Origin of the sequence: Streptomyces purpurascens, from assembly GCF_045040895.1 — a bacterium.
Classification (GTDB): Bacteria; Actinomycetota; Actinomycetes; order Streptomycetales; family Streptomycetaceae; genus Streptomyces; species Streptomyces purpurascens.
Genome location: NZ_CP108341.1, coordinates 2,094,869 through 2,106,640, shown reverse-complemented (window position 1 = coordinate 2,106,640; position 11,772 = coordinate 2,094,869). Strand labels below are relative to the sequence as shown.

At 71.2% G+C, this 11,772-nt stretch carries 10 protein-coding genes; 3 read left to right on the top strand and 7 right to left on the bottom strand.

Features of this window, described 5'->3' with window-relative positions:
• Window positions 1–229 precede the first annotated feature (229 nt).
• A complete protein-coding gene (locus OHU35_RS09605) occupies window positions 230–2,383 on the top strand; it encodes a carbon starvation CstA family protein (RefSeq protein WP_308400977.1) in 2,154 nt (717 codons plus the stop codon).
• Window positions 2,384–2,784: 401 nt separating this feature from the next.
• On the opposite strand, the gene OHU35_RS09600 is transcribed toward OHU35_RS09605, so the two are convergent.
• From OHU35_RS09600 to OHU35_RS09590, 3 genes are all read right to left on the bottom strand, one after another.
• Window positions 2,785–3,582 carry an SURF1 family protein gene (locus OHU35_RS09600; protein WP_405505150.1) on the bottom strand — a complete coding sequence of 266 codons (798 nt, stop codon included), beginning with the start codon at window positions 3,580–3,582 and terminating at the stop codon, window positions 2,785–2,787.
• A gap of 49 nt (window positions 3,583–3,631) precedes the next feature.
• Window positions 3,632–3,865, bottom strand: a complete 234-nt coding sequence (locus OHU35_RS09595; protein ID WP_078615365.1) for a hypothetical protein — start codon at window positions 3,863–3,865, stop codon at window positions 3,632–3,634.
• Window positions 3,866–3,944: 79 nt separating this feature from the next.
• Window positions 3,945–4,934 (bottom strand): DEDDh family exonuclease, encoded by a 990-nt coding sequence (locus OHU35_RS09590; RefSeq protein ID WP_359896796.1) that lies wholly within the window; start codon window positions 4,932–4,934, stop codon window positions 3,945–3,947.
• Window positions 4,935–5,213: 279 nt separating this feature from the next.
• On the opposite strand from OHU35_RS09590, the gene OHU35_RS09585 reads away from it, so the two are divergent.
• Together OHU35_RS09585 and OHU35_RS09580 are read left to right on the top strand one after the other, a co-directional pair.
• Window positions 5,214–6,158: a sterol desaturase family protein gene (locus OHU35_RS09585; RefSeq protein ID WP_189730259.1), complete on the top strand. Its 945-nt coding sequence runs from the start codon at window positions 5,214–5,216 to the stop codon at window positions 6,156–6,158.
• Entirely contained in the window at window positions 6,155–6,835 is a 681-nt protein-coding gene (locus OHU35_RS09580; RefSeq protein WP_189730257.1) for a lysoplasmalogenase, read from the top strand. The genes OHU35_RS09585 and OHU35_RS09580 overlap by 4 nt, the downstream gene beginning before the upstream one ends.
• 3 nt (window positions 6,836–6,838) lie before the next feature.
• Here OHU35_RS09580 and OHU35_RS09575 read toward each other — a convergent pair whose 3' ends face one another.
• The 4 genes from OHU35_RS09575 to OHU35_RS09560 all read right to left on the bottom strand — a co-directional run bounded on the left by OHU35_RS09575 (window position 6,839) and on the right by OHU35_RS09560 (window position 11,644).
• Window positions 6,839–7,873 (bottom strand): CopD family protein, encoded by a 1,035-nt coding sequence (locus tag OHU35_RS09575; RefSeq protein ID WP_189730255.1) that lies wholly within the window; start codon window positions 7,871–7,873, stop codon window positions 6,839–6,841.
• A 52-nt stretch (window positions 7,874–7,925) separates the two neighbouring features.
• Window positions 7,926–8,456 carry a hypothetical protein gene (locus OHU35_RS09570; RefSeq protein ID WP_189730253.1) on the bottom strand — a complete coding sequence of 177 codons (531 nt, stop codon included), beginning with the start codon at window positions 8,454–8,456 and terminating at the stop codon, window positions 7,926–7,928.
• A gap of 77 nt (window positions 8,457–8,533) precedes the next feature.
• Window positions 8,534–10,054, bottom strand: coding sequence for a S8 family serine peptidase (locus OHU35_RS09565; protein ID WP_405505149.1), 1,521 nt, complete (start codon window positions 10,052–10,054; stop codon window positions 8,534–8,536).
• Between the two features lie 60 nt (window positions 10,055–10,114).
• On the bottom strand, window positions 10,115–11,644 hold the full coding sequence (locus OHU35_RS09560; RefSeq protein ID WP_405505148.1) for a S8 family serine peptidase: 1,530 nt from the start codon (window positions 11,642–11,644) through the stop codon (window positions 10,115–10,117).
• Window positions 11,645–11,772 lie beyond the last annotated feature (128 nt).

Genomic DNA, 11,772 nt, shown 5'->3' with positions numbered 1-11,772 from the left:
GTCCTTGGTGTGCCTGTGCCCTTGCGCGAGAGTTGCGCGGACGGCCCGTCCGGAGGACAGGGAACCGGCGAAAAATCTTCTGGGAACGCCGTGTCATCCACTTCCGGCGGGAGCGCAACTCTTGCACAGACCGACAGCGAGCGGGAGAGGTGCGCAGGTCAGCGAAGCGCCCCCGCACCGGCCCCCGCGCAGGTCCTGTCGCACACCACCGCCACGGTGAGGAGCCGCCATGCCCGTATCAGTCCTGCCCGAATCCGGCCGACCAGCGCCCGAAAAGCGGCGAATGCCCCCTCGGTCCCTCCTGCTCTGGACCGCCGTCTCCCTGCTCGGCGCGATCGCCTGGGGCGTCCTCGCCCTCGCCCGCGGCGAGGAGATCTCGGCCGTCTGGCTGGTCGTCGCGGCGCTCGGCTCGTACGCCATCGCCTACCGCTTCTACTCCCGCTTCGTCGCCCGGCGGGTGCTCCGGCCCGACGACCGCCGGGCCACCCCCGCCGAGCGCCTCGAGGACGGCGTCGACTTCCACCCCACCGACCGCCGGGTGCTGCTCGGCCACCACTTCGCCGCGATCGCCGGCGCCGGACCGCTGGTGGGGCCGGTGCTCGCGGCGCAGATGGGCTATCTGCCCGGGACGCTGTGGATCGTCGCCGGTGTGATCTTCGCGGGCGCGGTGCAGGACATGGTCGTGCTGTTCCTGTCCATGCGACGGGACGGGAAGTCGCTCGGGCAGATGGCCCGGGACGAGATCGGCCGGTGGGGCGGGGCCGCCGCCCTGATCGCCGTGTTCGCCATCATGATCATCCTGCTGGGCGTGCTGGCCCTGGTCGTCGTCAACGCCCTCGCCCACTCCCCGTGGGGCACCTTCTCCGTCGCGATGACCATCCCCATCGCCCTGTTCATGGGCTTCTGGCTGCACGTCATCCGGCCGGGCCGGGTCGTCGAGACCAGCCTGATCGGCGTCGTGCTTCTCCTGCTCGCCATCGTCGGCGGCAGCTGGATCCAGCAGTCCTCGCTGGCCTCCGCCTTCACCCTGAGCCCCACCACCCTCGTGTTCTGCCTGGTCGGCTACGGCTTCGTCGCCTCCGTGCTGCCGGTGTGGATGCTGCTCGCGCCGCGCGACTACCTCTCCACCTTCATGAAGATCGGCACGATCGCGCTGCTCGCGGTGGGCGTGGTGGTCGCCGCCCCGGTGCTGCGCGCGGACGCGGTGAGCGACTTCGCCTCCTCGGGCGCCGGGCCCGTCTTCGCGGGCGCGCTCTTCCCCTTCCTCTTCATCACCATCGCCTGCGGCGCGCTGTCCGGCTTCCACGCCCTGGTCGCCTCCGGCACCACGCCGAAGCTGATCCAGAAGGAGTCCCAGGTCCGGATGATCGGCTACGGCGCCATGCTGATGGAGTCGTTCGTCGCGATCATGGCGCTGATCGCGGCCGCGACCCTGGAGCCGGGCCTGTACTACGCCATGAACGCCCCGGCTGCTCTCCTCGGCACGACGGCCGAGTCGGCGTCCCACGCGGTCGCCGGCCTCGGTTTCACCATCACCCCCGACCAGCTGACCCAGGCCGCCGAGGCCGTCGAGGAACAGACGCTGATCGCCCGCTCCGGCGGAGCCCCGACGCTGGCCGTCGGCATGTCGGAGATCTTCTCCGGGGTCATCGGCGGCACCGCGATGAAGGCCTTCTGGTACCACTTCGCGATCATGTTCGAGGCGCTGTTCATCCTGACGACCGTCGACGCGGGCACCCGGGTCGGCCGCTTCATGCTGCAGGACATGCTCGGCAACGTGTGGAAGCCGGCCGGCCGGGTCAACTGGAAGCCGGGCATCTGGCTGTGCAGCGCCCTGGTCGTCGCGGCCTGGGGCTACTTCCTGTACACCGGCGCCACCGACCCGCTCGGCGGAATCAACCAGCTCTTCCCGCTCTTCGGCATCGCGAACCAGCTCCTCGCCGCGATCGCCCTGGCCGTCTGCACCACGGTCCTGATCAAGTCCGGGAAACTGCGCTGGGCCTGGGTCACCGGTGTCCCGCTCGCCTGGGTCGTCGCCATCACCTTCACCGCCGGCTGGCAGAAGATCTTCTCGGACGACCCGAAGGTGGGCTTCTTCGCCCAGCGTGCCCGCTACGCCGACGCCCTCGACGCCGGCCAGGTCCTGCCGCCCGCCAAGAGCCCGGCCGACATGCAGACCGTCGTCACCAACTCCACGGTCGACGGCGTCCTGATCGCGCTGTTCCTGCTGCTGGTCGCCGTGGTGCTCGTGAACGCGGCGGTGGTGTGCGTAAGGGCGGTCCGGAACCCGGATTCCCAGCCGCTCTCCGAGGCGCCTTACACCGAGTCCCGCATCGAGGTGCCGGGGGAGCCGGCCGAGTCCCTGGCAGGGGCCCGCTCATGAGGGCCGTGCGCTGTGCGCGGGCCGTGGCCTGGTACGTCCGCGAGCTGCTGCGCACGCTGGACCGCGGGTCGGGTCCGCGGGGGAGGTGCTGCTAGCGGACCGGGGGCAGGCCTGTGGGGGCGGTGCTGCTGATGGGGCCGGGGGACGGGCCTGCGGGGGCGCTGCGGGTGGTCGGCCCGTGGGGGCAGTGCCTGTTGCTCGCTGGGTCGGGGTCGGGCCCGCTGGGGGGTTGGTGACGGCTCAGGGCTCGGCCTGAGCGGCGCTGCCGCCAGTGGCCCGGGGCGGCCGCAGGGGCGTTGCTGTCGACGTGGCCGCGGGCGCCTGTTGACCTGGACCGTGGGGAGGCCGACAGCCGACAGCCGACAGCCGACAGCCGACAGCCGACAGCCGGCGGCCGGCGGTCACACGGCCGCCGGCTCCGCCTCCGTCGCGTCGGTGTCCTCGGCCGCCGCCTGTGCCCGGTCCCGGGCCTCGCGGCGGGCCAGGACCACCCAGCCGACCGGGACGGCCGCGGCGAACAGCCACCACTGGTAGGCGTAGGCGTAGTTCAGCGCGGCGTCCTCCTTGCCCGGGTTGCCGAGGAGCTCGGGGGTGTCGCCCTTGGGCTCGGGTGCCGTCTGGGCGATGTAGCCGCCGAGCACCCGGACGTCCAGGCGCCGTGCCTCCTGCTCGCTGTTGATCAGCATGATCTGCCGGTCGGGCAGGCCCTCGAGGTTCTTGATGCCGCTCGCCGCGGTCGTCTCGTCGGGCATCAGCCGCCCCGTGACGGTGACCTCGCCGGCCGGCGGCACGGGAACCTTCGGGAACGCGGTCTGGCTCGGGCCGTCGGAGGGGATCCAGCCCCGGTTGACCAGCAGGACCTTGCCGTCGTCGAGGACGAACGGGGTGAGGATGTGGTAGCCGACCTCGTCGTCGGAGTTGGTGCGGCGGCGGACGACGACCTCGTCCTCCGTGTCGAAGTGACCCTTCGCGGTCACGGTGCGGTACCGCTCGGCGCTGGTGACGGTGTGCCCGGGTCCGGTCAGCTTCTCCACGGGCACCGGGTCGGCCGCCAGCGCGTCCGAGACCAGCTGGTTCCGGGCGGTGCGCTCCTCGTAGCGATGCATCTGCCAGATGCCCAGCCTGATCATCGTGGGGATGAGAAGCAGGGCGATCAGTGTGAGGATCACCCACTGCCGGGACATCAGGAAGCGGTACACCCCACGACCGTACAACTCGGTCGTGGGGTGCATTCAGGCGGGTACGGGTTCACACCTTGTCGACAATTCCCGCCTTTCCCTCCGCGCGTGCGCAGTGCGCGCCGCAGTACCAATGGCCCTCGACCTCCACGCCCTGGCCGATGATCTGTACACGGCAGTGTTCGCAGATGGGTGCCATGCGGTGGATCGCGCAGGAGAAGCAGTCGAAGACGTGCACCGCGCCCTGCGCGTGCACCTCGAAGGTCATTCCGTACTGATTGCCACATACCTCACAGGTCGCCATGCGCCACAGGGTGAGCCGTCACCCCGGCCCGGGCGAGCGGATGCCGGGCGAGTCGCTCGCCAATCACCCGTCCGTACGGTCACCCCTGTGACGCCGGCTCCACATCCGCGAGGAGTTGCCCGAACGCCGCCTCGTCCACGACCGGCGTCCCGAACTGCCGCGCCTTGACCACCTTGGACGTGCCCGAGTCCGGGTCGTTCGTGACGAGCAGGCTGGTCAGCCGGGACAGGCTGGTGGCCACGTGCAGCCCGGCCTCGGTCGCGCGGTCCTCCAGCAGGTCGCGCTCCACCGAGGTGTCACCCGAGAAGGCGACCCGCATGCCCTGCTTGAGCCGCCCGCCCGCCTCGTAGCGCCCCGGGTTGGGGTAGGGGCAGGCGGGCCGCTTCCGGGCGGGGCGCCAACTGGTCGGCCGGTAGCCGCCGTAGCCCGCCTGCTGTCCGACGCGGGGCGCGGGACGGTCCGACCACTCGGTCAGCGGCCGGCACTCGAGCAGCGGCAGCCGTACGCCGTTCGCCGCCGCGGCCCTGAGGCTGGGCCGGAACGCCTCGGCCAGCACGCGCGCGTCGTCCAGCGCGTGGTGCGCCCGCTGCTGGACGACGCCGAAGTGCGCGGCGAGGGACTCCAGCTTGTGGTTGGGCAGGGGGAGGCCGAGTTCCTTGGAGAGCGCGATGGTGCACAGCCGCTGCCGCACCGGAGCCTCCCGCTTCGCGCGCGCGTACTCCCGGGCGATCATCTGCCAGTCGAAGACGGCGTTGTGCGCGACGAGCACCCGCCCCTCGAGCCGGGTCGTGAACTCCTCGGCGATGTCCTGGAAGAGGGGCGCGCCCTCGAGCGCCTCGCTCGTCAGTCCGTGGATCCACACGGGGCCGGGGTCACGCTCCGGGTTGACCGTCGAGTACCAGTGGTCCTCGACCTCGCCGCGCGCGTCCAGCCGGTAGACGGCCGCGGAGATGATGCGATCGTCCCGGGCCAGACCTGTGGTCTCCACGTCAACAACCGCGTACCCCTGGGGATACGCGGCCGGCCATGACGTGGGAGAGGGCACTGCGGTCGTCAGGTCATCGAGCATGGTCCCTGAGGATACGGGCCACGACTGACACCACGGCCCGCCAGGTGCGCTCCCTCGGCCCTTCCGATACTCCCTCAGGCGTCTTGTCCGGTCTGTCCGTTCACGAGGCGTACGTCTGTCCGACGGTCAGTCACTCTGCCGAGGGTCTGGGCGGTCGCCGTCGCCCCCGTGGCGCGTTCCCGATTGGTGGAGATCACCAAGAAGCAAGCGCGTACCGTCGGTAATACTTGTGGGTAACAACGTCTAGTCGGGGCCGGACGGCGGTCCTACGGTGCTTGCATGCCGAACCTGCCCGATGTCGTGCTGTGGTCGATCCCCGCCTTTGTGCTGCTCACCGTGGTCGAGATGGTGAGCTACCGTCTCCACCCCGACGAGGACGCGGAGGGCTACGAGGCGAAGGACGCCGCCACGAGCGTCGGCATGGGCCTCGGCAGTCTCGTCTTCGACTTCCTCTGGAAGATCCCGATCGTCGCCCTCTACACGGCCCTCTACGAACTCACGCCCCTGCGCGTGCCCGTCCTGTGGTGGACCGTCCCGCTGATGCTGCTCGGGCAGGACTTCTTCTACTACTGGTCCCACCGCGGCCACCACGTCGTCCGCGTCCTGTGGGCCTGCCACGTCGTCCACCACTCCAGCCGGAAGTTCAACTTCACCACCGCGCTGCGCCAGCCCTGGACGTCCCTGACCGTGTGGCCTTTCTACGTCCCCCTCATAGCCGCCGGCGTGCATCCCGCCGCGCTCGCGTTCTGCTCCTCCGCGAACCTCGTCTACCAGTTCTGGATCCACACCGAGCGGATCGACAAGATGCCCCGCTGGTTCGAGTTCGTCTTCAACACCCCCTCGCACCACCGCGTCCACCACGCCTCCCAGGGCGGTTACCTCGACCGCAACTTCGGCGGCATCCTCATCGTCTGGGACCGGCTGTTCGGGTCGTTCGCCGCGGAGACCGAGCGGCCCCGGTACGGGCTGACCAAGAACATCGACACGTACAACCCGCTGAAGGTGGCGACGCACGAATACGTGTCCATCGCGAGGGACTTGAAGGCGGCGCGCAGCTGGCGCGAGCGGGCGGGACGCGTGTTCATGGGGCCGGGCTGGGGGCCCACGCCCGCCTCTGCGCCTTCGACGGCCTCTGTGGCGACAGCGACCCTCGCCGGGCCTACGGCTCCGCCCCCGGACCCCGCCGCGGCCCCCACCCCCGCCGGTGAGAGCACATCGGCGTGACTCGCTCCCGCCTCCTCCTCGCCGCCTTCGGTCTCGCCGCAGCCGTCGACCTCGTCTCCCTGGCGGTCGGTTTCGACACCGGGCACACCGTGGCCAAGCCCCTGCTGATGCCGCTCCTGGCCCTGTGGGCCGCCCTGCGCCAGGCGCCTCGGCTCCTCCTGGCCGCCCTGCTGTTCGGCTGGGGCGGGGACGTCCTGCTGCTGTCCGACGCCGAGCCGGCCTTCCTCGCCGGCATGGGCTCCTTCGCCGCGGGCCATGTCTGCTACCTCGTCCTCTTCAGGACGTACGGCAGCCGGAACGCGGTCCCACGCGCGCGTGCGGGCCTCCTCGCCCTCGGTTACGGCACCGCACTCGTCACGACCGTCGCGCTGCTGTGGCCGGACCTGCCCGCGGACCTGCGCGTGCCCGTCGCCGGATACAGCCTCCTGCTCACGGCCATGGCGTACGGGTCCGCCACCCGGCTCGGCCTCTGTGCCGGACTCGGCGGTGCGCTGTTCCTGCTCTCCGACACGCTCATCGCGACCGGCGTCGCCGACTGGCCGCAGCTGCCCCGGCCGGACTTCTGGATCATGCTCACGTACATCGCCGCGCAGGCCCTGCTGACCGGCGGCACACTGGGGGCGCTCAACGCGCGCAGGGCACCGGCCGCGACGTACGGCGAGATGCGGGCCGTCTGAGGCTCACCAGCGGATGGGGACCGGAAGGGCCGTCAGCAGTCCGGACACCGCGACCACCAGGCCCAGCGCGACGACCTCCGCCCGCGCCGGCGCACAGGCGCTCAGCGGATCGGCCGCCCGGCGCAGCCGGCTCCGGGCCCACAGGGCGAGGGCGGCGACGGCGGCCACGAGCAGCACCTTGGCGAGCAGCGCCCGCCCGTACGCCGTGGCCGTCAGCTGCTCCAGGATCGTCCCCGGCGGCATCCGGCGCAGCGAACTCCACACACCCGTCGCGGTGATGGCGGCGAGCAGCACGGCCGCCACGCGCGCGTAGAGGCCCAGCAGGGCCGCGCCCGCCCCCGTGCCGTACCGGCCGTGCCACAGGCGCAGGGTCCGCAGCGCGTGCAGCAGACCGCCGACCCACAGCGCCGCGCAGGTCAGGTGGACGAGCGTCAGCCCGGAGCCGGTCAGCGGGCTCTGCTCGGTCGGGGGGTGCGCGCGCAGCGCCTCCGCGACGATCACGGCGGCCAGCGGCCACAGCTGCGTGGCCGGCCGGCGCGACAGGGTGCACAGCCCCGCCACCAGGAACGCGTTGACCTCGAGCAGGGCGAGCTTGCCGTCCCGGGACGCGTGGAGCCCGCCGACGTCCATGTCCGACAGGCCGCCCGGGACGAGATTGCCCGTGGCCACGACCGAGGCGAGCCCCAGGGCGGCGACGAAACCGACGACCGCGGCGAAGGGTGACCAGCTGCGTGGCACGGCCAGGGGCCGGCCGGTGGCCTCCTCCGCGCCGGGTACGGAACGCGCCAGCCGGTTCACGAACAGCTCGCCGACCGGCACGCACAGCGCCGCGAACAGCACCGTGCGCAGCAGCGCGATGCCGCCGGCACCGGGCGCGCCGGCCTCTCCGGTGCCGTGCAGCGCGGTGGACGGGCCGAGCAGCGGGATCAGCGCGGCCAGGGCCACCAGGACCAGGACGGCGACGGCCCGGCCCGCACCGGCGCGCCGCACGGGCCCGCCGCTGCCGGCCACTCCTGGCGTGGGTCTTGTCAAGGTCACCCCAAGATCTTCACCAACCTTCACATGGTCGGGCAAGTCCAGGGGAGCGAACTCAGTCGCCCTTCGGTGCGGCCGACCACCACAGCCGCACTTCCTTGCCCACGTCCGTGGGGCGCAGCTCCCATCCCTGTGCGAGCGCGACCTCGGCGACGTACCACCCGCCGACACCGCGGTACGCCCGCAGCGGTATGGCACACTCCACCGGCGGCTTCGGCTTCTGTGGTTCGACCGGCTTCGAGGCCCGCGCGGTCCACTTCCCGACCCGCTTGTCCACGCGCGCCTTGTAGTGATCGACGTCACCCTCATGGCGCAGCTCCGGCCAGGACACGCACCAGGAGGCCAGGCGTCCGACGCGCAGAACCATCCCGCCCGCGGCTTCGATGAAGCGGCGTTCGAGGGTGCTGCTGAAAGTCGTGATCACCTCGGCGAACATGCCGACGACGAGGAGCACAGCCGCCACCGCCGCCCACAGCACACACACCACCGGAAACCACACCACGCTCCCCGCGAACCGCAGGGCCAACTGCCACCGCGGCCGGACCGGTTCGGCGGTCCAGGTCGCGGGATCTTCGTACACGTCCATGACGAGAGATCCTGCCGCAGGGACGCAGCGGGCCGGGCGGGTGCCCCCGCCCGGCCCGGACCGCCTTCACACGAGCTCTACTTGGTCACCGCGTCCAGCGCGTCCGCGATGCCCCAGCCGTAGAAGCCGTTGCGGTTCTTGGAGCCCTCGCACACCGCGTCGATCTTGCCGTCGGCGTCGATGTCGTACGGGTCCGTGCACGGCGTGGCGTCGGCCTCCGCGTACAGCAGGGCCTTCACCAGGGCCGGGGAAGCGTACGGGTGCGTCGACTTGATGAGGGCGGCGACGCCCGCGACGTGCGGGGACGCCATCGACGTACCGGCCATGTAGCCCCACTTGCCGCCCGGCAGCGTGCCCAGGATCAGCCCGCTCGTGGCCGGCGCCTCCGGCTTCTGGTAGGAGGTCGAGTCGCCGCCCGGGGCGGCGATGTCGGCGACGCCCAGCCCGTAGTTGGAGAAGGACGACTTGATGCCCTTCGCACCCGTCGAGGCGACCGTGACGACTCCCGGCAGCTGGGTCGGGATGTCGAGGCACTCCGAGGGGTCGACGGTCCGGTCGCCCGGCGTGGTGTCGTTCGGGGACGACGGATCGGTGATCTCGTCGGACGAGAGGTCGTAGTTCTCGTTGCCCGCCGCCGCGACGTTGACCGCGCCCTTCTTCTCCGCGTACCGGGAGGCCCGGGCGACCGCGTCCAGGAGCGCCTTCTGGTCCGGGTCGCCGGCGCAGTTGAAGTACCAGGGGTCGGTGTAATAGCTGTTGTTGGTGACGCCGACCCCGTGCTCGGCCGCCCACACGAAGCCGCACACCACGGCCTCCGTGTAGAAGAAGCCGTCCGGGTTGGACACCTTGATGCCGGAGACCTTCACCCCGGGCGCGACACCGGTCATGCCGACGCCGTTCTTGGCGGCCGCGATCTCACCCGCCACGTGTGTGCCGTGCGGGCTCTCCGAGGCACCGGGCCGCCAGGCCCCGTCCGCGGTGTCCGGCTTGCCCGACACGCAGTTGACCGACGCCTTGCGGTCGAAGTTGGGCGCTATGTCCGGGTGGGTGTCGTCGACGCCGGTGTCGATCACGGCGACCGTGACCTTCTTGCTGCCCAGCGACTTCTCGTGCGCCTTGTCCGCCTTGATGGCCGGCAGGTCCCACTGCTGGGGCTGCAGCGGGTCCTGTCCGGCGGGGGCCTCGGCCTTGGCGACCTCGGCCGCGCTCAGCGCCTTCGGCGTGCCCAGGTCGCCCGTCGTCGCCGTGGGCAGCGGCTTGGTGCGGGTGGCACCGGCCGACTGGACCCCGCGCACCTTGCGGATGCTCTTGGCGAAGTCGGGGTTCGAGGAGTGGACGACGATGACGCCTATCTGGTCGTACGACGTCACGATCGTGCCCCCGGCCTTGCCGACGGCCTTCTTCACGTACGCCGAAGTGCTGTGCCCCGGCTTGACGTTGACGACGTAGCTGAGCGACGTCGCGTCGGCCGAGACCGCCGCGGGGGCGGCGTCGGCGGCCGTGGCCGTGGTGTTCGGCAGGAACGCGAGGGCCGTGGCCATGGCCATCCCGGCCGGGATCGCGACGGCGCGGCGGTAGCGCGCGTGCGGCGCTGTCATGGTGTCTCCAGTAGGTTCGCGGTACGAGCTGACGGTGCGTGAAGTCTCAGGATGTACAAGTCACTTGACCGCGCGCAGCGCGTTGACGATGCCGTATCCGTAGAAGCCGTTGACGCGCTTGCCGCCCTCGCACGTGGCGTCCTGGGTGCCGTCGCCGTCCTGGTCGTAGGACTCGGGGCAGGCGGTCCGGTCGGCCTGCGCCTTCAGCAGGGCCTGGAGCTGGGCCGGAGACGCCTTGGGGTGCTTGGACTTCAGCAGCGCGGCGACACCGGAGGCGTGCGGGGAGGCCATCGAGGTGCCCTGGAGGAAGCCCCACGCGCCGCCCGGCATGGTGGACAGGATGCGGCCGTTCTTCGAGGGCGTGTCGGGTATCTGGTAGCGCCCGTCACCGCCCGGCGCCGCGACGTCGACGACGCCCTTGCCGTACGTCGAGAAGTACGACTTGGCGCTGTTGACGCCCGTCGAGCTCACCGTGACGACACCCGGGAGCTGGTTCGGCACGTCGAAGCACTCGTGCGGGTCGATGGTGCGCTCGACGGGGGTGGAGTCGTCCGGGCTGGAGTCGTCGACGATCGCGTCCGAGTCCAGGTCGTGGTTGGAGTTGCCCGCCGCGGCGACGTTGAGCGTGCCCTTCTTCTGGGCGTACAGCTGAGCCCTGTTGACCGCGTCGACGATGGCCCGCTGGTCCGGATCGTCCATGCAGTTGTACAGCCAGGGATCGACGTAGTAGCTGTTGTTCGTGATCTCGACGCCGTGGTCGGCGGCGAACACGAAGGCACACACGACGCTCTCCGGGTAGAAGAGGCCGTTGGCCCGGTCGGTGACGTTGATGCTGGAGACCTTCACACCGGGGGCGACGCCCGCCACGCCTATGCCGTTGCGGGCGGCGGCTATCTCACCGGCGACATGCGTGCCGTGGTAGTCCTCGGGGGTGTACGGCCGCCAGGCGCCCTCGCTGGTGTCGGGCTTGCCGCCGGCGCAGTTGGCGGACTGCGACGCGGAGAAGTTCGGCGCGATGTCGGGGTGGGTGTCGTCGACGCCGGTGTCGATCACGGCGACGGTCACCTTGCGGCTGCCCGGGTTGATCTTCGCGGCCTTGTCGGCGCCGATCGCGCGCAGATCCCACTGGTCGGCCTCGAGGGGCTCGCTCTCGGGTGCCTTGGCCGAGGCGGCCTCGACCCGCGCGGCCTGGGCGTCGGTCAGATACTGCGCCGCGCCCTCCTCCTTCGTCCCCGCCGCGGTCAGCGGTGTCGTCCGCGTCGCACCCGCCGACCGGACCCCGCCTGCCTTGCGGATGGTCTTGGCGAAGTCGGGGTTCGAGGAGTGGACGACGATCACGCCGATCCGCTCGTACGTGGTCACGACCGAGCCGCCGGCCGCGCCGATCGCCTTCTTCACCGACGCGATCGTGCGACGGTCCACCTTGGTGTTGACGACGTACGCCAGCTTGGGCGCGTCCGCCGAGGGCGCGGACGACTCCACGCGCGGGGCCGCCGAAGCGGCGGCCGGCAGAAAGCCCAACGAGGCCGTCAGCGACAGCGCGACGGGCACGGCGAGGGCGAGCCGGCGTCTGGAACGCAGCTGAGACATGGGGTCTCCACATCATCCGGAAACGAAACCGGCCCGAGGCACAGGTGGTGCTCGGGCAGGTACATGACGGGTGGTTCAGGGCGAAGCTATCCCGCGCTCTCGCTGGCCAGCAACGGTTTACCGAAACG